This window comes from Armatimonadota bacterium (assembly GCA_016789105.1).
Taxonomy (GTDB): domain Bacteria; phylum Armatimonadota; class Fimbriimonadia; order Fimbriimonadales; family Fimbriimonadaceae; genus UphvI-Ar2.
In genome coordinates, this window is record JAEURN010000009.1 from 62,836 (window position 1) to 84,067 (window position 21,232).

Below are 21,232 nucleotides of genomic sequence, written 5' to 3' on the forward strand. Positions count from 1 at the left end.
GATGAACCCATTTGCCAGCCGCCAAAGCCCGAAAGGTTGGGTCCTCCCCACGAGCCTGCTGGCTCTGTTGATTGGGATGTTGGGCAGCCTGGCGGTTTTGAAAGAAGGGGCTCGGCAGCGGACGGTTGCCAGCCTGCCAGATGGTATCCGCCAGGAGTTTGCCGCCGGCGACTTGGATATGGCAAAGGAACTGGTCAACTTGAGAGAAGAAGTCTCCAAGTTGCGTGAAGACAAGACCAAGCTCGAGACGAAGATCGCCGAAACTGGCAACGCCACCAAAGAGATCAACGACAGTCTGCAAGAGACCAAGATGTTCGCCGGGCTCACGGATGTTGTGGGACCTGGGATCATCGTCACGCTCAACGACAGCAAAAAGCCTCCGGAAGAGATGTTGATTGCCGACAACGGCGTTGTGCACTACCTGGATGTGTTGAAGACGGTGAACGAACTATTCAACGCCGGTGCGGAGGCGATTGCCGTCAATGGGTTGCGGGTCGGCCCGCGCACTGACTTCCGATGTGTTGGGAGCACGATTTTGGTAGGGGCTCAAAAAATTGCTCCACCGATCGCGGTCCAGGCTGTTGGAGATTCAAAGACCTTGCTGGGGGCGATCAACATGCCGGGCGGGATTCTGACTGAACTCCGGGAAGTCGACCCCAATATGGTTTCGGTGGAGCCGGCCAAGGAACTGGTTATCCCGGCCTATGACGGATCGACGAAATTCCGTTTCGGACACGTTCCGGAGGTAAAGAATTGATTCTGATCCCGGTTTTGGCCCTGATCGTCGGCGTGTTGTTGGGTGCGCTCGTTTCTGAGCAAGTCCCCCAACTGCTGGCGCCTTATATGAGCGTTGCGGTCCTGGCCGGACTCGATTCGATCTGCGGAGGTTCGCGGAGTTACCTGGAAGGAAAGTTCCAGCAAGACATTTTTGTCTCCGGGTTTTTGTTCAACATTGTGCTGGCAATGTTCTTTGTTTGGCTGGGCGTGAACATTGGTCTGAATCTGATGTTGGCGGCGGCTCTGGTGTTCGGCTGGCGGATTTTTAATAATGCAAGCCTGATCCGCCGGCTTGCAATCAGTAGAATAGCGGATCAGCGGAAACGGCGCGAGCTCCGCGAAACACTTTCAGGCGGCGAGGCAGAGCCAGCGGCGGAAGCCTAACAATTGGATTTTGAGGAATTGGATCTGTGGATGTTCACGACTCGGTAGTGGCACTTGAAATCGGGGCCGCCAAAGTGGCGGCCCTGATCGCCCATGCGGACAAAAAGGGGAGGCTCGAAGTCCAATCTTTGGCCTATGGCCCATCTGCGGGGTTCGACCGCTGGCGGATCGATGACGAACGGGCTGTCGCCGAATCCGTGGATGCCGTATTGGGCAAGCTGGAACGGCACATTCAGGCGCCGGTTAAAAGGCTGACGATTGGCTATGGCTCCCCGGATTTCCATAGTTGCACCGGCCAGGCGATGACGCCGGTCTATCCGGCGGGCCGGGCGGTGAAGCGTCAAGACATCCACACGCTGGTGCAAACAAGCCGACGGGTTGCCTTGCCGCCGGGTTTTGGGCAAGTTATGGCGGTTCCCCGCTACTATGCCGTCGATGGGAACCGGGTGGGGCACCCTCCGGAGGGGGCGCCAGCTACAAAAATCGAAGTTGAAACCCACATCGTGGCCGGGAGGGACAGCGAGCTGGACCAACTGGAACGGATCCTTGGCATGGGTGGGAGGGAGATCCAAGGCATTGTCCCGACTGCGTTGGCATCGGGCCTCGGCACGCTCAGCTCCGATGGCTTGGAACTTGGGGCCACCGTCGTCGACATTGGTGCCGAATCGACCTCGATCGGTGTCTTTTTAGACGGGGCCTTTGCTTACCAGGCTGTAATCCCAATGGGGTCGGCATTCGTCACGCGGGACATCATGCAACTTTTGAACGTTGACTGGGACGAAGCCGAAAGGTTGAAATGCGAGGAAGCCGAAGCTTGGGCGGAATCCGTGGATGCTGCAGCCCGGGTCATGGTGAATCAACCCGGGACCGGCAACCGCCCCATGCAAAAGAAGGTGCTGGTCGAGATTGTGGAAAGCCGCCTGCGTGAAATCTTTGCGGCCATCGGCCAGGAATTGGAAGGGTTTGCGCCGGAAAGCGATATTCCTGTCATGGTAGTTTTGACCGGTGGTGGGAGCATTTTGCCCGGAACTGAGCATCTTTGCCAAGAAATCTTAAACGGAAAACATTGCAAAGTTGCACAACCGCGAGTGGTGGGGAGATTTGCTGGACAGGTCGCATCGCCTATGCTCGCGACAATCGTGGGCGTTGCGCGGTACGCTTTAGAATCTGATGAGGCCGAAATGGCCCCAATCAGCGGTTCCGCCGGGTGGCGCGATCGTTTTAGGACGTTGATTTCAAGGTTGGATGGCCGAAAGTAGCCAGATTGGCTCGGCAAAGGAAAGTTAAGGATCAGGACAATGGCAATGGCAGATGGTGCGGTGATCAAGGTGATTGGGGTCGGCGGCGGCGGGTGCAATGCCGTGAACCGAATGGTGGACGCAGGGATCCAGGGTGTGGAGTTCATCGCGATGAACACAGACATCCAGGTTCTGGACAATTCAAAGGCGGGCAAAAAAATCCAGCTTGGCCCCAACCTGTCCCGTGGGCTCGGTGCCGGTGGCGACCCGGAAACGGGCAAAGCGGCCGCTGAGGAAAGCAAGAACGACATCCGCAAAGTCATCGAAGGCGCGGATATGGTCTTTGTTACCGCAGGCATGGGCGGCGGAACCGGCACCGGGGCCAGCCCGGTGATTGCCGACTTAAGCCGAGAACTCGGGGCTGTGACGGTGGCCATCGTCACCCGTCCGTTTGGGTTTGAGGGCCCGCGCCGCCGCCGGATGAGTGAAAACGGCGTTTCCTCGCTCATTGGCCGAGTGGACACGATGATCACGATCCCGAACGACCGGTTGCTGGATGTCGTGGAGCGGCGGACGAGCATGATCGATGCGTTCCGGGTTGCCGATGACGTCCTCCGCCAGGGCGTGCAAGGGATCAGCGACATCATCACCATCCCCGGCCAGATCAACGTGGACTTTGCCGATGTGAAAGCAGTGATGCTCAACGCCGGCCCGGCCCTGATGGGGATCGGATACGGTGTGGGTGAGCAGCGCGCCCTGCATGCCGCCGAGCAAGCCACTTCCAGCCCGCTGTTGGAGCAAACCATCAACGGCGCGCGGGGTCTTTTGGTCAACATCTCCAGTGGGGAAGACCTGACGCTGAGCGAGGTGAGCGAGGCGATGGATTACATCCACAACTTGTGCGACCCCGAAGAAGCCAACATCTTTTTTGGCACCGTCATCGACCCCCGGCTGGAAGGCGAAGTCCGCATCACCGTCCTGGCAACCGGTTTTGACGCTGAACCGCGCAAGCCTGTTTTCAAGAGCGTGGCCTCGTCCGAACCGCAAGCAACCCAATCGTCCAGCACGGCCGCGACAGCTGCAGAATCGGTTTCGAAAGAGGAACCGCAAGCTCCGGAATCCCGGAAGTTCAGTTCCCCAACCGGTAGTGCTATCCGCGATATCTGGGACCGCAACAAAGCGGCGCAACGGGAGGCATCCGAATCAAAGGATGTCTTCGAAGAATCGGATGCCGAAATCGATATCCCGGCGTTCTTGCGCGAACACCGGCGGAACCGCGACAAGTAAGCGCGGGTCAGAGAGTTCCCCTGTAATGGCGACTTGCCTCCATAAGATTGCCCGGGTTGCAAAGCCTGGGCAATTTTTTTGTCTCAGCCCCTTGTAATAGTAGACAAAAAGATACTATAATCAAGATCAGCCAACAGCGGGTTTTTCCCCCGCGGGCTGTGGGTAATCGTCGGAAAGAAAATCTGAAAAAAGTCGCTCCATCTTGTGGTTGGATGGCGTCCCAACCACAGAATGTAGCGGTTCACCCCCGTGGATTCACGAGGGCTGGATTGCGAGGGCCGAAACGGATTTCCGCCTGGAAAGCCGGCGGATCCCACGGATGCACACGACGGCATCTGGCGTTGGGGTCAACAAACCGCCGGTGGGCAAAGAAGACGCTCTGGGGCCCTGGCTCCGGGGCTTTTTCTTCCTGAAAAGGCAAAGGTCGGCCACCCGCCTGGGAGGGCTAGGGGTGGCGGGCGCCGGGCGCGGCGTCAAAAGAAATTGGAACAATTGAAAAGGAATTTGCAATGAGCAGCACTCTATCGGATCTGGAACTGAAGCGTTACGCCCTGATGTCAACCGGCGAACGGCCGAAGCTGGACTGGGCTGACGAGATCAGCCGGGAACTCAGTTTTGAAAAGGAGATCCGATTGGTCAGCGGGAAAAGCGAGCAGGCATTTCAGGTTGGGGTGGTGGGCGAGATCGTCGGGGACGCGATGGCCGCCGTCCTTCTTAGCCAAGGCCGCACTGATTTGGACACCCCCGAAAACCGCCAATTTGCCAAGCGGATCGCGCGGAATGTCATCGACCGGTTGGGGACACTGGGTGGCGACCGGCTCTCGATCACCGAATACGACCTCTCGGTCTTGATCGAAGCCGTCTTGATTGAGGCGGGGGCATTTGAAGTTGCCAAAAGCCTGGTCAGCCAGCGGAGCCGGTTACCCAAGGGCGATAGCCCGGTGGGACGGGTCAAGCTCATCCGGCGGAACCAACAGGTGGTGCCGTGGAGCACCGACAAGGTGGAGATTGCGGTTCGCAAGGCGTTTTTGAGCCAAGGGCTGAACAGTGAGCCAGCGGTTGAAATTTCGGCAAATGTTGAAATGAAGGTTCTTTCCAGCGGCAACGCCTATGTGGGCATCGAAACTATCCAAGATTTGGTTCAAGAAGAATTGATGCGCGGGGGCCATTTCAAGGTCGCCGAAGCCTACATCACCTATCGGGCCCAGCGCGCCATGATGCGTTTGGAAGAGCGGGCCACAGCGGCGAGCAGCGACCAGTTCGAAATGATCTCGGTGCTGGACAAGGATGGCGTCCCCCAGTTTTGGGATGGCGAAGACCTGCGGCGGCGCATTGATTTCGCCTTGATCGGTTTGGATATTGATATGCCGCGCGACCGCATTGAAGTGGAGCTCCGTCGAAGCATCACCGCGGACATCCCGGCGGCCGACTTGCGGAAGCTGATCGTGATGAACGCCAAGACCCTGATGGAAAAGGATGCCGACTTCCGGTTTTTTGCCGCCCGGATCTTGCTGACATACATCTATGAAGAGGTTTTGGATTGGGATATCGTCCGCGACGGCCTCGACAAGCTAAAGCAGTTCCATGCCCAGGCGTTTTTGCGCAACATCCAGCAGGCGGTGGAGATCGACCGGATCTCGCCGGATCTGCGGGTTTACGACATGGCCAAGCTGGCCTCCGCCTTGGATCCGACAGCCGACCTGGACTTCGACTTTTTGGGCATCCAAACCCTTTACGACCGATACCTGATTACCGACAAAACCGGAAAAACGCAGCGGCGGCTCGAAACTCCCCAAATGTTCTGGATGCGGGTGGCCATGGGGCTGTTCAAAGACGAAGATGGCCGCGAAGACAAAGCCATCGAGCTTTACCAACTCTACAAAAGCCGGCGGTTCTGCAGCAGCACGCCCACCCTGTTCAATTCCGGCACACTGCGCAGCCAACTCAGCAGCTGCTACCTTTACAAGGTCGATGATTCGATTGAGAGCATCATGTTGCGGGGGATCGCCGAAAATGCGTTTTTGAGCAAATGGGCCGGCGGGCTCGGGGGCAGTTGGACCAGCGTGCGGGGCACGGGTGGGTTCATCAATGGAACCAATGGCGAAAGTCAGGGGGTGATCCCGTTCCTCAAGATGCACAACGACCAATTAGTCGCCGTGAACCAAGGCGGCAAGCGGGCGGGTTCCGGTTGTGCCTATTTGGAAACCTGGCACAACGACATCTACGACTTTTTGGAGCTGCGGCGCAACACCGGCGACGAGCGCCGCCGCACGCACGACATGAACACCGCCAACTGGGTTCCCGACCTCTTCATGAAGCGGATGGAAGAGCGGGGGAATTGGACGTTGTTCCGATCCAACGAGGTCAAAGATCTCCACGACCTTTATGGCCAGGCCTTTGAAACCCGCTATGTGGAATATGAGGCAATGGCCAAGCGCGGCGAAATCTGGGGTCGCGAAATCGAGGCGTTGGAGCTCTGGAAAGCCATGCTGAAGATGCTGTTCGAAACCGGGCATCCGTGGATCACGTTCAAAGACCCGTGCAACCTGCGCTCACCCCAGGACCACGTCGGAGTCATCCACAGCTCCAACCTGTGTACGGAAATCACGCTGAACACCAGCGCCGATGAAACCGCCGTTTGCAACCTGGGCAGCATCGTCATCGATAACCACCTGACCCCGGATGGGGAGATCGACCATGCGAAATTGCGGGAAACCGTCCGCGTGGCCGTCCGCGCCTTGGATAACGTCATCGACATCAACTTCTATCCGACCGAAGCGGCAAAGAACGCCAACAGCAAACACCGGCCAATCGGTTTGGGGGTCATGGGCTTGCACCATGCCTTGTTTGAGAAGGGTGTCGACTTTGCCAGCGAGGAAGCCATCGAATTCAATGACGAAATCATGGAAGCGGTTGCCTATTACGCCTACGAGGCGTCATCGGATCTCGCCGCCGAACGGGGTGTCTATTCCAGCTACAAGGGCTCAAAGTGGGATCGTGGGATGCTGCCGCAAGACACTCTCGAAACCTTGGAACGTGAGCGCGGCATCCCGGTTGAAGTGCCCCGAGGCGGGAAAATGGACTGGACACCAGTGCGCGAGAAAATCGCCACCCAAGGCATGCGCAATTCCAACGTGTTGGCCATTGCCCCCACCGCCACCATCGCCAACATCATGGGCACCAGCCCATGCATCGAACCGCTCTACAAGAACATGTACGTCAAGAGCAACTTGAGCGGCGACTTTGTGGTGGTCAACCCGTACATGGTCAAGGACCTGAAGGCGCGGGGCCTGTGGACACCGGATGTCATCGACCAGGTCAAATACTTTGACGGGGAACTGGATGCCATCGAAGAAATCCCGGACGACCTGAAGCAGAAATTTGCCACCGCGTTCGCCATCCCCTACGAATATGTGATCGATGCGGCGGCGCGGCGGCAAAAGTGGATCGACCAATCGCAATCGGTGAACCTGTTCCTTGGGCAAGCGGATCTCAAGACGCTGTCGCACATGTATCGCCGGGCGTGGCACGTCGGGCTGAAAACCACGTACTACCTGCGCACCCTGGGGGCCAGCAACATCGAAAAGGCGACGGTCGCGGTCAAAAAGCAGGCCGACGAGCGGCGGGTCTATACGGAAGCGGAAAAGGCGGCCTGCTCGATTGAAGCCATGCGCAACGGCGAGGAGTGTGAGGCGTGTCAGTGAGTGCCATCTGTTGGTCGCCCAATGTAGATGAGTTGCCGGGTCTGCGTCCAATGCCCTCCCCGGACTTGGGGAGGGGGGCCGGAGTCTGCTTCAAAGTTTGAACAACCCCATTTCCCAGTTTTGGCGCAATGAAGCTGTTGCCACGTATTGCGTCGAATCCCCTCCCCAGGACTGGGGAGGGTTAGGGATGGGTCGAGGCCTGTTTTAGCTTGGCTTTCAACGCCCTCAGTTTGTAGTTTCCAGCTTGCAACTTGAGCCAAATTGCTGCAGAAATTCAGCAACCCCTCCCCATCCCTCCCCAGACTTGGGGAGGGGGGCCTTGGGCAGCGTTTTAGCCCTGCGCTCACGAAGGAATCCGTACACCCCAGACTGAGGGAGGGAGTGTGTCAGCTAACATCAGTCAATGCGGCGGACGGCTTCGGAACGCGCAAAAACGAATGCCAAAGTTTTGCGCCGCCACATGACAGGGCCGGAAAAAGTCCTGTGGTCAAGGCTCCGCGAATGGCGGAACCGCGGCTATACAATCCGCCGCCAGCATCCAATTGGTCCGTACGTTGTTGACTTCGTGTGCATGGAGCGCCGGGTTGTCATCGAGGTGGATGGAGTGAGCCACGATTCGGAGCAACTAACCAAAGATGCTGCTCGTGACGCCCTTATAAAATCTTTGGGGTTCCTCGTGATTCGGATATCAAACGACGACGTGTTGCACCAAACCGATGCGGTTTTGACACACATTTGGGCGGTGTTAGAGGGCGGGTAGTTTTTTTTTCGACCCCTCCCTAACCCTCCCCAGTCCTGGGGAGGGAAGAAACCGTTTTTTTTCGACCCCTCTCGAGCCCTCCCCAGTCCTGGGGAGGGAAGGCCAATGTTTTCTTTCGACCCCTCCCTAGCCCTCCCCAGTCCTGGGGAGGGAACTAGGGGATCATGTGGCCCATTTTGTCGCGCTTGGTTTCGATGTACTTTTCCGAGTGCTCGGTGGGTGGGGTGATCAGAGGCACCGTTTCCACGATCTCTAGCCCAAACCCCTGCAGACCTGCACGTTTGGCTGGGTTGTTGGACATCAGCCGCATTTTGCGGACCCCTAGGTCGTACAACACCTGCGAGCCCAATCCGTAATCGCGCTGATCCGGTTTGAACCCCAACGCTTCGTTGGCCTCGACAGTGTCCAGCCCGCCATCTTGTAGTTCGTAAGCGCGGAGCTTGTTGACAATGCCGATGCCCCGGCCTTCTTGGGCGATGTAGAGGACGACGCCCGATCCGGCGGATTCGATCATCTGCAACGCGGCGGCAAGTTGGTCGCCGCAATCACACCGCAGCGAACCCAAAATATCCCCGGTGAGGCACGAGCTGTGCACCCGGACGAGAACGGGTTCGGGGGTGATTTCGCCTTTGACAATCGCGATGAAGGGTTCGGGCTCAACTTCGGTTTCGTAGGCGTAGATCGTGAACGTCCCGTATTTGGTGGGGAATTCGATGGGTCCAGCTTTGCGTTCGATTAGGGTTTCGGTGCGTCGGCGGTAGGCAATGAGGTCTTCGATCGTGATGATCTTCAGGCCATGTTTCAGGGCATAGTCTTCCAGACCCCCGCCCAGGCGGAGCATCTCCCCGTCATCGCCGATGATTTCGACGCCGACGCCAACGGGCACCGATCCGCAGAGCCGAGCCAGGTCAACCGAGGCTTCCGTGTGTCCGGCGCGGCGGAGTACTCCTCCGGGTTCGGCGCGCAAAACCAGCATGTGCCCCGGGCGCATCAGGTCGCCGGGCAAGGCTTTTTCGTCGCAAAGCACGGCTACGGTTTTGGCGCGGTCGCCGGCGCTGACTCCTGTGGTTGTGCCTTCGATGGCGTCCACCGTTTCGGCCATAGCGGTGCCGAGCCGGGCGGTGTTGGCCTTGGTCATCATGGGGATGCCGAGTTGATCCAGCCGCTCGGGGGTTGTGCTGATGAACGGCACGCCGCGCCCTTCTTTAATCATGAAATTCATGTCTTCGGCGGTCGTGTGTTCGCCCAACATGATCAGGTCGCCTTCGTTTTCGCGGCCAGGGTCGTCGACGACGATCACCATTTTTCCGTTTTTCAGGTCTTGCAGGGCTTCTTGGATCGTGGCGATCATGGGTTCAGCTCCATTCTACGGGCGGTTTGACGAGTCAAATCCGCCAGATGGGCCCGAACCTTAACATTCTTTGTGCAACGAGTCGTTCGTCCCAGGATGTAATGTCAGGAGTGATGAAGCGGTTAGGTCAGTTCGGGATTTTGGTCGCGTTGATCACGTTGGTCGCCTGCGGGCCAAAAAATGTGATCAAGCTCAAACGGGACGTGCCGGCGGCCCAAGTGCAAGCCGGTTGGTATTTGTGCGAGCAGCCAACGTTTTCGATAGTTGTCCCCGAAAGCTACCAAGTGCCAAAGGAAGCCGGGGCAAGCCTGGGCGACCTGCAAAACATGAGCAATCCCGGGGTTGGCTACAGCATGAGCGCGCCCAAAGAATCAACGACCGCCAATGCGTCTTTGATTCTGAACAACAAGGACTACCGCCCGCTCCCCGGGGAACCGGCCACTGGCCTCACCGTGAATATCACGAAGCATGGTGGCGGGGCCGATTTGGAAGCAGAGGCCAAGCGCGTTACAGAAGAGATCTTCCGGTCCAAATCCGAGAAAATCGAGCTTCCGGTCGGCCCGGCCTACGTGATCAAACACCACGGCAAGATGGTGACCGGGGATGAGACGTGGCAAGAGATCTACATCGTCTGCGACGGCGAATCGTGCTACCGGGTGGACTTCACGACGACCAATGGGGAACAGGCGATTTCGGCGGCTCCCCAAATCATGCAATCGTTCCGCGTCAAGTAGGGGTTGGCCAAAAGCCAACCCCGCAAACCATTAGCTGACGCCCTGGGTTCGGCGCACAAACTCGCCGACTTCGGCGGCGAGTTTTTCCAACGAACCTTCGTGGATGTACATCATGTGTCCGGCCTCGTACTCTTTGATTTCGATGTTCTTGCGGAGTGAGGCATCTAGATCCAAGTGGGAAACCGTGTACTCGGTGGCAAAAAACGGGGTGGCCAAATCGTAATAGCCTGATGCCACAAAAACGCCCATGTAGGGGTTCCGGCTCATGGCTTTGCGCAAGGCCTCGCTGGTGTCTGGGTGGCCGTCCCCGGCGCTGCCCCAGTCCCAAGGTTTCTTGATCCCTTTAAAGACGCAATACTCCAAATCGGTTTCGTATCCGCATTGGGTGCGGGCGTAGTGGTTGTACAAAGAGGTGTAGGGCCCCATCAACAAAGACATGGAAGGGTCGTGCTCTGGCCCTTCGTCAACTCCGCGGTTGGTGGCATCAATGCCCTTGAACCGGGAATCCAATCGGCCGACGGTGCGATTTTCGTCCCGGCACAACTCTTTGCAGAACTTCCAGATGTCCGGCCTCAGATCGCAATGTTCGAGATAGGTTTCGGTCAAACCGGTGAGGGCGGAAAGCTCGGCCCGGATCTGGCTCCGCTCTTCGCCTTCTAGGGCCGACCCCTTGGCGAGCGCTGTCCAATAGGCGCCAAATGCAAAATCCCGCGCCTTGTCGATCAGCTGCTTGAGGTCTCCGGTCACCTTGCCGTGGTAGTGGGCGGTTGCCGTGTAGGTGGGCAGGTAAACGGCATAAGGGAGGTCGTTGCCCTTGTTGAACCGGAGGGTTTGGAAACTGAGTACCGAACTCACAAGGATTAGGCCGCTGAAGGCGACGCCGCGCTCGACGAGATACCCACTGAGCCCGGTGGCCCGGGTGGTGCCGTAGCTTTCCCCAGCCAGATAGAGCGGGGAAGTCCACCGCTCTTTCCGCGAGAGAAAGAGCCGGATGAATTCCCCCACTGACTCGATATCCCCCTTGACGCTCCAGAATTTTTGGGCGGTTTCTTCGTCTTTGGCGCGGCTGTAACCCGTGCCCACCGGGTCGATGAAGACCAGGTCGCCGAATTCCAGCCAGTTGTGGGGGTTGTCCACCAATTGGAACGGCGGCTGGGGCATATCCCCGTCGGCTTCCATTTTCACCCGTTTGGGCCCCATCGTCCCCAAGTGCAGCCACAGGCTGGGCGATCCCGGCCCGCCGTTGAAGCTGAAAATGATTGGGCGCACGCCTCCGCCCTTGCGGCGGTAGTAGTGGTAGAACATGAGGGCTTCGATTTCGCCATCGCTGTCAAAGATCGGCAAGCGGCCGGTCTCAACAGTGTATTCGTGCCCCCCGGCCACCCCATCCCGGGTCACCGGCGTTTCTTCGACAAGTTTCCTTTTGTCTTCTTTTTTTTCTCCGTTCTTCGCGTCTTGCTTCACCGCATCGTCAGGCATATCGTTATCCTATCTGGGTTGAACCGGCCAAAGTTCACCAATTTGGTGAGAATAGTCCACATCGCGGCTTCTGCAAACGGGATGGCCGGCCTTGCAACGCTTGGCTCCGAGATTTGCCTGCACTCTTACTTCAGGCGTCGGATCAACGCGGGAATGGCCTGGGCGTCCCGGTGGTCCACAATGCAGAGGGTCACATGTCGGGAAGCATTCGCGGGTTGATGGGCCATGCCGCGGTGGCACTGGTGCGCGATGCCGTCAGGGGCACGCCTTTCCAAGGCCGCGTTTACCTGGTGGGTGGAGCAGTCCGCGATGCGCTGCTCGGCATTCCGGCCAAAAACGACCTCGACTTGGTCACCGAAGGGGATGCGGAGGAACTGGCGTCCGTGATCCATGCTCATGACCGCAAGAATGTGGGATCACCTCAGACCTTTGCCCGATTCGGCACGGCGATGGTCATGGTTGCTGGAACCCCGGTCGAGTTGGTGACGGCGCGGCGCGAATCGTATTCTCCGGAATCCCGCAAACCCGAAACACAACCGGCGACATTGCTTGAAGATGCGCTCCGCCGGGATTTCACGGTCAATGCGTTGCTATTAGAAATCCAGAACGGGGAAGTGGTCGACCTTTTGGGGTCGGGCCTGGCCGATTTGTCGGACCGGATCTTGCGGACGCCCCGGGATTCAGCGGGCACCTTCCACGACGACCCCCTGCGCATGTTGAGGGCGGTGCGATTCCGCCACCAATTGGGCTTCAACTTCGCTCCAGGATTGGCGGAGGCGATCCAATCGGAGTCGTTCCGGCTGGGGGTGATATCCCAAGAGCGGATCCGCGACGAGTTTGCCAAAATGCTGCTTGGCCCGTTTCCGGCCAAGGCCCTTGACGATTTGAGCCGGCTCGGTCTGCTCAGCAGTTGGGCGCCCGAATTGGAGGCGATGCACGGCGTATCGCAAGGGAAATGGCACACTGCCGACGTGTGGGGGCACACTTTGCAGGTCGTGGACAACGCCGCGGCTACTGGCCAGGCGGGTGGGGATCGGCTGATCCTGCTTTTGGCGGCATTGCTCCACGATGTGGCCAAACCGGTCACGCGTTCAGTTGATGCAAACGGTGACATCCGCTTTTTTGGCCATGAAAGCGTGGGGGCCAAAATGGCGGCCGAGCTGTGTCTCAGGTGGCGATTTTCGAGTGGGCAGGCAAGCGACGTCTCGTTGTTGGTTGGCAGCCATATGCGACTGAGCGGGATCAAGGAGCTGACCAAGCCCGCGGCGCGGAGGATCGCCCGGGACTTGGGCCCGCAATTGGAGAATTGGTTCCTGCTGCTGGATGCGGATGCCAACGCACTCAAAGAGGGTGTGCGCCGGCTGGATTTGGGAACCGTTCGGCAAAGGATCACCGAGTTGCAGACGAGCGAATCGGACTCGGGATGGCAAAGCCCTCTTTCTGGCAAGGAAATCATGGAATTGACCGGGATCGATCCTGGACCTGAAGTGGGCCGGCTCAAAGCAGAGATCGAGCGGTTGGTCTTGGATGGCGTCATTACTCCGGGTGACCGCGAAGGGGCAAAAGACGCCCTAAGACGGATCATCAGTAACGGCGGTTAGGTCAGAATCGTACAGACCTGCCAGGTAGGACGGAAAAAGGCATGCACGACTTCAAATCCCGCAATGGATTCATCATCTTTTGGATCGTGGCCATCGCCGTCATTGGCGGAGTCATCTATCTGGTTTCGCCGTTCCTGCCGGCGATTTTGTGGGCAAGTGTTTTTTCGATCTTGCTGTACCCGGCTTTCGAGCGGCTGGTTGCCAAGGGGTGGAAACGGGGGACGGCCGCCTTGGCTGTGACGCTTGTTCCGGCCTTCGTCGTGACATTGCCCTTGGCGGTGGCCGGTTCCATTGCGGGCGTGCAAGTTGTGAGCTATGCCCAGCAGCTGCTCCATGATTCTGGGCGTGGGGTTGGGGCAGAAACCGATGTGCTCCGAACGCTGGGCGACGAACTAGACAAGACGCTCAAACCGCTAATGGATCGAGTCGGGGCCACCGACATCCACATGGCCGATGTGCTGGACAAAAACAAAGCGGAGATCGGCCGCCGGATTTCTGCCCCATTGTCCCGCGGCATCCAGAATTTTGTGTTCACGGTCTTGACCTTGGTCATTTCGTTGCTGACGATGTTTTTTATGGTGAGGGACGGGCACAACATGAAGGAACCAGTTTTGGATTTGGTTCCTTTGCCCCGTGAAGACACCGAGAAGATCCTTCAGCAGATCGCAAACACAGTAAGGTCGGTTTTCTATTCGGTTGTGGTGGTTGCGGGGATCCAAGGCGGGCTGGCCCTGTTGCTTTATTGGATTGTGGGCGTCCCTGGCGCGATTCCTTTGGCGCTGCTCACGACCTTGTTTTGCACCATCCCCCTTTTGGGGGCACCGGTGGTTTATGTGCCGATCGGCCTGTCCTTGTTGATTCAGGGCAAGATCTGGCAGGGCGTCCTTGTCCTGGTCATCGGCTTTGGGTTGATCTCCACAATCGACAACGTTTTGCGGCCCTTGTTCATTGGGGCCCGGACGAAATTGCACGAAATCCCGGTCTTTTTTGCGTTGATTGGCGGGGTTGTGGCCTTGGGCCCGGTCGGGTTGATGGCGGGGCCGATGCTCCTCACCCTGTTCCTGGCCTTGGTCGACATCCTCCGGTTGCGCCGGGATGGTGACCAATCTTTGGAGCCCGCCTGACCGCGCCCGGCAAAAAGAACCGATCCCGGCACCATGGAATGGGCGGAGCCCAGATTCCGATTGGCCGGGATCAGGAGACTTAGCTCTTTTTAAGGCTCGCGGAGATCGAAACCTGCGTCAAGCCATCGGAGGCGGAGGCAGAGATGAAGACTTCGGCTCCGTTGGACGTCTTACCGCTGACGAATTTGCTCCCGTTGGCGCTGTAGGTGGATTTGTCTTTGGCGATCTGCTTTTCGTAAAATCCGATAACTTGGTCGATGGAATCTTTGGTTGCAAACGTGAGATTGGCCGATTTCCCTTCAGCGGTGTCGGCTTCCACCGACGAGGAAGCGCCATTGCTTTTTTCTTTGTTGCCGTAATTTTGCAGCCCAAATTTGCCCAGGTCGACTTCTTTGCCGGACTGCATTGAGAATTCGTTCCCATCTTTGTCTTTGCCGGTCATGGCGGTCGTGCCGTCAGCGTTGGATTTGGCGTGAGCTTCCGACCCGTCTTCGGACTTGATGTCGACGTTGTTGCCCTCTTTGCCAAAGGTCATTGAACCGCCTTTGGTGTTCTTGCTGATGGTTTCCGTGCCGTCGGTTTCCTGTTCCACCTTGACCGGCGGCGCACAGGCGCAAAGGAAGAAGCAAGTCAACGCCACGGGGATGGACTTAGCCAGATTTGCCATACAAACAGGTTAACGCATTTGGCAGGGGAAAAGATGCAGGGACCGCGTTTGGGCTGGGCGGTCGCCATTTGCTCAAACGCGGCCCCTGTAGGTGGCCTAGGCTTTGTGGATGGCCATGCCGTGGGCGTCTTCGAATGCTTCCAGGACGACCTCGGCCATGGTGGGGTGGGCATGGATGCTCATAAAGAGCGATTCCAGCGTGGCTTCCAGGTTGATCGCGGCAACGCCCTCGTGGATCATGTCGGTCACGTGGGAGCCGATCATGTGCAGACCCAAGAGTTCGCCATATTTTGCATCGACGACGACTTTGACAAAACCGTCTTGGTGCCCGCTGGCCATGGCTTTGCCGTTCGGCCGGAATTGGGCCTTGCCGATTTTGACTTCGTGGCCTTGAGTTTTGGCTTGCTCTTCGGTGAGGCCGACACTGGCCACTTCCGGAACGGTGTAAACGCAGTTGGGGACGGCTTTGTATTGCGCCTTTTCCTTGGTGCCTTTGATGATGTTGGTGACGGCGATAATGCCTTCGTGGCTGGCCACGTGCGCCAATTGGATTCGGCCCGTGACGTCCCCGATGGCATAAATGTTGGGGACATGAGTGACCATGGTGTCGTCGAGAATTTCAACGCCACGGCGGTGCAACTTGACGCCGATTTTTTCCAGGTTCATCCCTTCGGTGTTGGCTTTGCGCCCGACCCCCAGCAGGACGACATCGACTTCGATCTGTTCGGTCGTCGTCCCGGTTTTGACATGGCAAACCCAGGCGTCGCCTTTTTTCTCACATTTTTCTAGCGCGGCGCCGGTTTTGACTTTCACGCCCAGTTTGGACATCTGCTTGCCCAACTCCTTGCCCAGTTCTTCGTCGAACATGGGGATGAGGTTCGGCATCATTTCAACGAGGGTGACATCGCTGCCCAGCCCGCCAAAAACGTAGCTGAATTCGCACCCGACGGCCCCCCCGCCCAGGACGAGCATTCGTTTGGGCACGTGGGTGGCGGTGACGGTTTCATCTGATGTCCAAACACCGTTCTCGCGTCCGCCTTCCAAACCGGGGACTGGGATGTGGATAACGCTGGAACCCATCGCCAAGACAAAGTTCTTGGCCCGGATGGTGCGCTTTTGGCCATCTTTGTCGACTTCAATGGTGTTGGCGTCTTTGAAACTGGCGAACCCTTCGACGTGCTCGATCTTGTTCTTCTTGAACAAGTAGCCGACCCCTCCGCGCTGGGTTTGGACGATCTTCTCTTTGCGCTCCATGATTTTCGCAAAATCGAACCCGACCTCTCCGGAGATGGTGACCCCGAGTTCGGCGGCCTTTTTGGTGTCTTGGTACCGTTCGACTGAGCCGATCATGGCTTTTGAGGGGATGCACCCCCAGTTGAGGCATGTGCCGCCGAGAAATTCTTTTTCGACGCACATGACTTTTGCCCCGAGTTGGGCAGCGCGGATCGCAGCGACGTACCCGCCTGGGCCGGCACCGATGACAACAAGGTCGGCATCAAAGTTCTCAGTAGCCATTGGTTGTTCTTTTTCCTGGGGTGGCATCAGCGCGCTAATATCCTTGATCAGACTTTCAAAAGTCTGGGGGACGGTGGCGGCAGGCCCGGCGACCGGGGTCTCGGGCTGTGGGGATCCGCCTTGGGGCGTGCTTTGCACAGGGGCAGTTTACCGAGGGGTATTTGCAAGTCGGTGAGCCTGCATCTGGACCTTCTCCGACACGATTTCTGTTAACTCAAACGAGGTCTTTAGCCCCCCCCCACTATGCTACTTGGGTTTTTGCTAGGCGCCCGTGATAGGAAACATTTTCGATCCTACGTTGCGGTAAGCGTCCTGGCCGGAGTGGCATTCGGGTCCGGATTCAATGTGACGCAATCCCGATTTGAAAATTGTCCCAAACCTTCGAGTTCTCCCAAAGCGGTTGAAGTGGCATGCAAACCGGTCGGGATCGACCAGTGCGTGCTTGAATGCACAGCAGATGGATTGACTGGTTCTTATCGGCAACTGTCAAACAATAAAAGGGGGTGCGCTGAAGTCAATCCATTTGACTGCGCTTGGTTGACATGCCGGACGTTGCAATACCAAACCGGCAATTGCACCGGGGACTATACCGAGGAAAATGCAAATAGGTCGCACTGTGGCAAAACAACGTTCTAGAATCCAATCGGGTTATACGTTGCTCCAGATCGTTGTTGCCGTGGCGATTTCCGGCATTCTTGCTGCTTTGTTGACGGTTGCCGCAAGGTCGGCCGTGGTGAGATCCAAGTCGAAAGTGTCAGGGGAAAACCTCAGGCAGATCGGCATTGCTTCGGCGCTTTATGCCAATGCTTACGATGATCTCTTGCCCCCCTATCTCACCCATAGCCCGGAATCGGGCCCGTTGTTAAGCGATGGTAGCCATGACCACCCGGCAAAGGCATGGCGTTTGTGTCTTCTGCCCTACGGGTTGACGATCGATCAGTTTTTTGCCCCTCTGGATGAGCACCGGGGTACCTACTCTGCCGGATATGGGCTGAATGATCACCTGTACTCGAGCTACCGACACAACGGGAACCTGTCGTTTTCAAGATCTGGAAAGACTCTCTCTCTATCACTAACGGGAACGCCTGACCCGGCGGGGACGATCCACATTTACGAGATTGGAAACGGGCACGTCCGGTCTCCAAAAGACGAGAGGTTGCACGATGTGCCCTATGACGGCATTGCTTTTGAAGTTCTTTTCTTTGACGGACACGTGAAACGGGTTGCGAAAACCTATTGATAGGCGGTTGAAGCCGAATGTGGCATAACCGCGGGCGGCGGGACTCCCCGATGACACGACAGGCGCGAACAGCGAAGCGGTGGCCCTAAGGGATCAAATCGGGTGCTTGCAATCTGCTGGAACCGTGTAATTTTGTTTTGAAGTAGTTGTTCTGTAGAATCATCTTGGCGGCGGTGGCCGTTAATCAGGGTAGGGGCTGAAAAATGGCAGGGTATTTGGAAGAGCAAACCGGTGGGGACGGAAACGTGATGTCCTGGCAAACCCCGAACCGGCAAAGGCTTTGGGGTTTGGTGGCCGCCATCCCGGGGGCGGCCGCGGTCGCACACGGGCTCTACGGCTCAAAAACGGCAAATGTCGCCGAAGTGGTTGGGGGATCCATCCTGATGCTGGGCGGATTCTTGGTCGCCACGTGGACGGTCAAGTTCGCCCTCCACCTCAAAGAAGGTCGGTACGAAGCCGTCAAAGGGTTCCTGCCCGTGCTGTTGGGCGAACGGGGGCCGGCGCGGGAGGCCTTTCAATGCGTGTGTGTCCGGTCAGAACTGTTTACCGATGCGGCCCAGCACGACGGCGAGGCGGACGAATTCGAGCAGTTCCGGGTCTTTATGGTTTGGAAGAATGCCCGCCGGGAAGCGATGTTGATCGACACGGTTCCTGGATCGTTTGTCGAAAGTTTGAACAAGCAAGACCACCATGCCCTGGCGCTGCAAAGCGCTGAGCGGGTGGCAACGCCCCTTGGCCTTGAAGTGCTGGATCAAACCGTGGCAAAATCCTCGGCCGTCGCGGTAGTGGAGATGGCAGAGCCTTCGGCAGAGCCGGTGCAGGGCTGAGCGCCGCTCGGCATTTCTGGGGCTGGCAGGCATTGGCCAGCCCCAGATGCGATTCCCTCCGTCAGGCGATGGTCACGCCATCGCAGAGATAGACATCTTGAATGGCGTTGAGGATCTCGATCCCTTCTTTGAGCGGCCTTTGGAATGCCTTGCGACCAGAAATGAGCCCCGACCCGCCGGCGCGTTTGTTAATGACGGCGGTTGTGATCGCATCTTGGAGGTCGTTGTCGCCCGATGCGCCGCCGGAGTTGATGAGCCCGCACCGGCCCATGTAGCAGTTGATGAGTTGGTACCGGGTCAGGTCGATCGGGTGGTCGGTGGCCAACTCGGTGTACATCCGTTCATCCAGCTTGCCGTAGCTGGATCCGCCGGTGCCCAGGGCTTTGTAGCCGCCGTTGCATTCGGGGAGCTTTTGTTTGATGATGTCGGCTTGGATGGTGACGCCCAGGTGATTGGCCTGGCCGGTCAGGTCGGCTGAAAGGTGGTAATCCTTGTCTTTCTTGAAGGCGTCGTTGCGCAGGTAGCACCAAAGAACGGTGCTCATCCCCAGGCTGTGGGCGTGCTCAAAGGCTTGGCTGACTTCGACGAGTTGGCGTGTTGATTCTTCTGACCCGAAATAGATGGTCGCCCCCACGGAGATGGCCCCCATGTCCCACGCTTGCTCCACTTGGGCGAACATGACCTGGTCTGCGCGGTTGGGGTAGCTCAGCAGTTCGTTGTGGTTAAGTTTGACCATGAAGGGAATGCGGTGCGCATATTTGCGGCTGACCATGCCGAGGACGCCGAGTGTGGAGCAGACCATGTTGCATCCGCCTTCCACCGCGAGTTCCACGATTCCCGCCGGGTCAAAGCAGACGGGGTTTTTGGCAAAAGAGGCTCCGGCGCTGTGCTCGATCCCTTGATCTACGGGCAGGATGCTGACATAACCGGTCCCGCCGAGCCGGCCGTGCGAGAACATCTTTTGGAGGCTCCCCAAGACTTTGTTGTTCCGGTCGGATTGGGCATAGATCCGATCGACGAAATCGGGGCCGGGCAGGTGGAGCATCGACTTGTCGATGGTTTTGCTGGTGTGCCCCAGCAACGGTTCCGCATGGGCACCGAGGATTGCTTCGATTTCGCTGAGTGATCGCGCCATTTGGCTATTGTGCCACGAACGCCGGGGTGGTCTTGCCGGGGCCTTGCGGCCCCTATTGGCAACCCGGCACGGCCGGGGTCGGTATAACCGGTTTGAGGAAATTGGGACAGATAGGATGAGACAGCGGACAATAGGGGCCTTGTTCCTTGGAATGGGGCTTTGCGGATTGGCTTCGGCCCAGCAGCCATTGACCATCAGCGACGCATTGACAATGGCCAAAGAGCGGAACGGCTCGGTCCAGGCGGCATTTTTGAACTACCGGGCTTCCCAAAAAAGTGCCCGAGGGGCCTACAGTGCCTTTTTGCCAAGTGTGACCCCCTCGATTTCACGGGACTGGGGGCGCAGTGAAACCCTCACCGGGCCGTTCCGGTCTAAGGACGATTTCACGACAACAAATGCGGCTTTGGACGTAAGCTGGCGGTTGTTCGATGACGGGAGCCGGCAGGATCGCTACGACCAGGCCCGCTACAGTGCCGAGGCCCAGCAGTTCAATGCCTTGCAGACTTTGCGCAACACGCTCTTCAGCGTGCACTCCCGGTTTTACGATGCTTTGAGGGCGCAAGAATTGCTCCGCGTCCAAATGGACAACCTCGAACGGGCAAAAGTCATCTTGGAGCAGACGAAGTTCCGGGCGAACCCGCCGATCGAGGATGTGCCGAAGAAGGACATCTTGCAGGCGGAAGCCGATTACCAAAATGCCCGGGTCAGTGTGCTGGCGGCGGAAAACCAAGTGGCAACCTCTGCTGCAGATCTCAAGGCCGTTTTGGCTTGGGAGCAGAGCGAATTGCCGGAATTGGCCAAGCCGACCGCTCAACAACTGCCTGAATTGGATATGACTCTGCAGCAGGCGATCGAATTGGGTTTGGCAAACCGGGCCGACTTGGCGGCGAGCCGGGAGCGGATCTATTCCCAACAGGTGGCCGTCCGAACGGCCAAGCGCGACTCGCTCATCGGATTCTCGTTGGATGCGGGGTACCGCCGTGTTTTTGCTGACGACCCTTTCCAAAGGGCCTCGCTGACCTTTTCGGCCAGCATGCCGCTTTACGATGGCCAGAATTCCAAGTCGGTGCTCGACGCTGCCCGGTTAACTCTGGAGGCACAGAATGCGAGCTTTGAGCAGGATGTCCGAAACGTTCGCGCCGAAATCGAATCGACTTACAAGGAATACGGCCAAAACCGGATCCGGTTTGAAGCTGCGACGGCGGCATTGAATGCAGCCCAGGAAAACTACCGGGCAGCGGAAGCCGCCCAAAAGGAAGGGGCTGGGAACTTGATTCAAGTGCTGACCGCCAGGGTGAGCCTCACCACCGCAGAGTCGAACCTGGTCCAGGCGACATATGACATGCTGATCTCGGACGTCAAATTCCGGTTGGCAACCGGCCAACCGGTTCCGGGCGAATAAGGGAAAA

General features: G+C 57.9%; 17 protein-coding genes. 12 read left to right on the forward strand and 5 right to left on the reverse strand.

Translation table 11 applies throughout. From position 1 onward, the window contains the following. Window position 1 precedes the first annotated feature (1 nt). The 6 genes from JNM28_11595 (at window position 2) to JNM28_11620 (ending at window position 8,150) form a co-directional block, all read left to right on the forward strand. Entirely contained in the window at window positions 2-757 is a 756-nt protein-coding gene (locus tag JNM28_11595; protein ID MBL8069085.1) for a DUF881 domain-containing protein, read from the forward strand. Beyond that, window positions 754-1,161: a small basic family protein gene (locus JNM28_11600; GenBank protein ID MBL8069086.1), complete on the forward strand. Its 408-nt coding sequence runs from the start codon at window positions 754-756 to the stop codon at window positions 1,159-1,161. Before JNM28_11595 ends, JNM28_11600 begins: the two co-directional genes overlap by 4 nt. A 26-nt stretch (window positions 1,162-1,187) precedes the next feature. Continuing rightward, window positions 1,188-2,420 (forward strand): cell division protein FtsA, encoded by a 1,233-nt coding sequence (gene ftsA, locus JNM28_11605; protein ID MBL8069087.1) that lies wholly within the window; start codon window positions 1,188-1,190, stop codon window positions 2,418-2,420. Window positions 2,421-2,459: 39 nt separating this feature from the next. Then, entirely contained in the window at window positions 2,460-3,686 is a 1,227-nt protein-coding gene (gene ftsZ, locus JNM28_11610; protein MBL8069088.1) for a cell division protein FtsZ, read from the forward strand. A 509-nt stretch (window positions 3,687-4,195) separates the two neighbouring features. Beyond that, window positions 4,196-7,390 (forward strand): ribonucleoside-diphosphate reductase subunit alpha, encoded by a 3,195-nt coding sequence (locus JNM28_11615; GenBank protein MBL8069089.1) that lies wholly within the window; start codon window positions 4,196-4,198, stop codon window positions 7,388-7,390. A gap of 403 nt (window positions 7,391-7,793) precedes the next feature. Then, window positions 7,794-8,150 carry an endonuclease domain-containing protein gene (locus JNM28_11620; protein MBL8069090.1) on the forward strand — a complete coding sequence of 119 codons (357 nt, stop codon included), beginning with the start codon at window positions 7,794-7,796 and terminating at the stop codon, window positions 8,148-8,150. Window positions 8,151-8,304: 154 nt separating this feature from the next. Here JNM28_11620 and ribA read toward each other — a convergent pair whose 3' ends face one another. Continuing rightward, window positions 8,305-9,501, reverse strand: a complete 1,197-nt coding sequence (ribA, locus tag JNM28_11625; protein ID MBL8069091.1) for a GTP cyclohydrolase II — start codon at window positions 9,499-9,501, stop codon at window positions 8,305-8,307. A 113-nt stretch (window positions 9,502-9,614) separates the two neighbouring features. Here ribA and JNM28_11630 point away from each other — a divergent pair, with 113 nt between their 5' ends. Next, entirely contained in the window at window positions 9,615-10,235 is a 621-nt protein-coding gene (locus tag JNM28_11630; protein MBL8069092.1) for a hypothetical protein, read from the forward strand. A 30-nt stretch (window positions 10,236-10,265) separates the two neighbouring features. On the opposite strand, the gene JNM28_11635 is transcribed toward JNM28_11630, so the two are convergent. Beyond that, window positions 10,266-11,714: a peptidase S10 gene (locus JNM28_11635; protein MBL8069093.1), complete on the reverse strand. Its 1,449-nt coding sequence runs from the start codon at window positions 11,712-11,714 to the stop codon at window positions 10,266-10,268. Window positions 11,715-11,908: 194 nt separating this feature from the next. On the opposite strand from JNM28_11635, the gene JNM28_11640 reads away from it, so the two are divergent. Beyond that, entirely contained in the window at window positions 11,909-13,315 is a 1,407-nt protein-coding gene (locus JNM28_11640) for an HD domain-containing protein (protein MBL8069094.1), read from the forward strand. Between the two features lie 41 nt (window positions 13,316-13,356). Then, window positions 13,357-14,439, forward strand: a complete 1,083-nt coding sequence (locus JNM28_11645; GenBank protein ID MBL8069095.1) for an AI-2E family transporter — start codon at window positions 13,357-13,359, stop codon at window positions 14,437-14,439. A 79-nt stretch (window positions 14,440-14,518) separates the two neighbouring features. Here the strand turns inward: JNM28_11645 and JNM28_11650 are convergent, their stop codons facing one another. Further along, window positions 14,519-15,106, reverse strand: coding sequence for a hypothetical protein (locus tag JNM28_11650; GenBank protein ID MBL8069096.1), 588 nt, complete (start codon window positions 15,104-15,106; stop codon window positions 14,519-14,521). A 96-nt stretch (window positions 15,107-15,202) separates the two neighbouring features. Beyond that, window positions 15,203-16,759, reverse strand: coding sequence for a dihydrolipoyl dehydrogenase (lpdA, locus tag JNM28_11655; protein MBL8069097.1), 1,557 nt, complete (start codon window positions 16,757-16,759; stop codon window positions 15,203-15,205). A 517-nt stretch (window positions 16,760-17,276) separates the two neighbouring features. On the opposite strand from lpdA, the gene JNM28_11660 reads away from it, so the two are divergent. Together JNM28_11660 and JNM28_11665 are read left to right on the forward strand one after the other, a co-directional pair. Continuing rightward, a complete protein-coding gene (locus JNM28_11660) occupies window positions 17,277-17,861 on the forward strand; it encodes a hypothetical protein (GenBank protein MBL8069098.1) in 585 nt (194 codons plus the stop codon). A 203-nt stretch (window positions 17,862-18,064) separates the two neighbouring features. After that, window positions 18,065-18,688: a hypothetical protein gene (locus JNM28_11665; protein ID MBL8069099.1), complete on the forward strand. Its 624-nt coding sequence runs from the start codon at window positions 18,065-18,067 to the stop codon at window positions 18,686-18,688. Between the two features lie 61 nt (window positions 18,689-18,749). Here the strand turns inward: JNM28_11665 and JNM28_11670 are convergent, their stop codons facing one another. Further along, entirely contained in the window at window positions 18,750-19,823 is a 1,074-nt protein-coding gene (locus JNM28_11670) for a class I fructose-bisphosphate aldolase (protein ID MBL8069100.1), read from the reverse strand. Between the two features lie 115 nt (window positions 19,824-19,938). On the opposite strand from JNM28_11670, the gene JNM28_11675 reads away from it, so the two are divergent. Further along, window positions 19,939-21,225 carry a TolC family protein gene (locus tag JNM28_11675; protein MBL8069101.1) on the forward strand — a complete coding sequence of 429 codons (1,287 nt, stop codon included), beginning with the start codon at window positions 19,939-19,941 and terminating at the stop codon, window positions 21,223-21,225. Window positions 21,226-21,232: the final 7 nt, after the last annotated feature.

Coding starts and splice junctions, on each gene's coding strand:
- JNM28_11640 (MBL8069094.1), top strand. CDS start 11,909: ATGTCGGGAAGCATTCGCGGGTTGATGGGCCATGCCGCGGTGGCACTG.
- JNM28_11615 (MBL8069089.1), top strand. CDS start 4,196: ATGAGCAGCACTCTATCGGATCTGGAACTGAAGCGTTACGCCCTGATG.
- JNM28_11595 (MBL8069085.1), top strand. CDS start 2: ATGAACCCATTTGCCAGCCGCCAAAGCCCGAAAGGTTGGGTCCTCCCC.
- JNM28_11620 (MBL8069090.1), top strand. CDS start 7,794: ATGCGGCGGACGGCTTCGGAACGCGCAAAAACGAATGCCAAAGTTTTG.
- JNM28_11650 (MBL8069096.1), bottom strand. CDS start 15,106: ATGGCAAATCTGGCTAAGTCCATCCCCGTGGCGTTGACTTGCTTCTTC.
- JNM28_11665 (MBL8069099.1), top strand. CDS start 18,065: ATGGCAGGGTATTTGGAAGAGCAAACCGGTGGGGACGGAAACGTGATG.
- JNM28_11630 (MBL8069092.1), top strand. CDS start 9,615: ATGAAGCGGTTAGGTCAGTTCGGGATTTTGGTCGCGTTGATCACGTTG.
- ribA (MBL8069091.1), bottom strand. CDS start 9,501: ATGATCGCCACGATCCAAGAAGCCCTGCAAGACCTGAAAAACGGAAAA.
- JNM28_11675 (MBL8069101.1), top strand. CDS start 19,939: ATGAGACAGCGGACAATAGGGGCCTTGTTCCTTGGAATGGGGCTTTGC.
- JNM28_11635 (MBL8069093.1), bottom strand. CDS start 11,714: ATGCCTGACGATGCGGTGAAGCAAGACGCGAAGAACGGAGAAAAAAAA.
- ftsZ (MBL8069088.1), top strand. CDS start 2,460: ATGGCAATGGCAGATGGTGCGGTGATCAAGGTGATTGGGGTCGGCGGC.
- JNM28_11670 (MBL8069100.1), bottom strand. CDS start 19,823: ATGGCGCGATCACTCAGCGAAATCGAAGCAATCCTCGGTGCCCATGCG.
- JNM28_11645 (MBL8069095.1), top strand. CDS start 13,357: ATGCACGACTTCAAATCCCGCAATGGATTCATCATCTTTTGGATCGTG.